Source organism: Candidatus Hydrogenedentota bacterium, assembly GCA_016791475.1.
Lineage (GTDB): Bacteria > Hydrogenedentota > Hydrogenedentia > Hydrogenedentales > JAEUWI01 > JAEUWI01.
Map to the genome: position 1 here is coordinate 1 of JAEUWI010000362.1, position 577 is coordinate 577.

Below are 577 nucleotides of genomic sequence, written 5' to 3' on the forward strand. Positions count from 1 at the left end.
TGATGAAGGTGACCAGCATGACGACGCCGACCGCTTCGGCCAGGGCCTGGACGAAGGCCTGCACCGAGCGGGCGACGGCCTTCGGCTGGCTGGCCGATTCGGCGATGCCCACGCCGACCGGCAGGTCGGCCTGCAGCGCGGCCAGTTTCGCCTCCAGGTCGTGGCCGAGCTGGATGATGTCGCCGCCCGGCGCCATGGCGACGCCGATGGCCAGGGCGCGCTGGCCGCCGAAGCGGACCTGGGTGGCTGGCGGATCGATGGTGCCGCGCCGGACTTCAGCCACGTCGCCCAGCCGGAAAGTGCGCTGGCCGATGCGGATCGGCGTGTCGGCGATGGCGGCGAGGCTGGTGAAGGCGCCGCCCGGGCGAATCTGGATGCGCTCCTGGCTGGTTTCGAAAAAGCCGGCGCCGGCCACCGCGTTCTGCTGGGCCAGGGCCTGGGCCAGGGCGGCCGGTTCGATGCCCAGAGTGGCCAGCTTGGCGTTGGACAGCTCGACATGGATGCGCTCGTCCTGGATGCCGAAGATCTCGACCTTGCCGACCAGGGGCACGCGCAGCAACTGGTCGCGGACGCGCTC

The 577-nt window shown here is 71.4% G+C and carries 1 protein-coding gene; it reads right to left on the reverse strand.

The window, feature by feature from the left end:
* Nucleotides 1–577: efflux RND transporter permease subunit (locus JNK74_29690; protein MBL7650346.1), on the reverse strand; the 577-nt coding region annotated here is incomplete at both ends.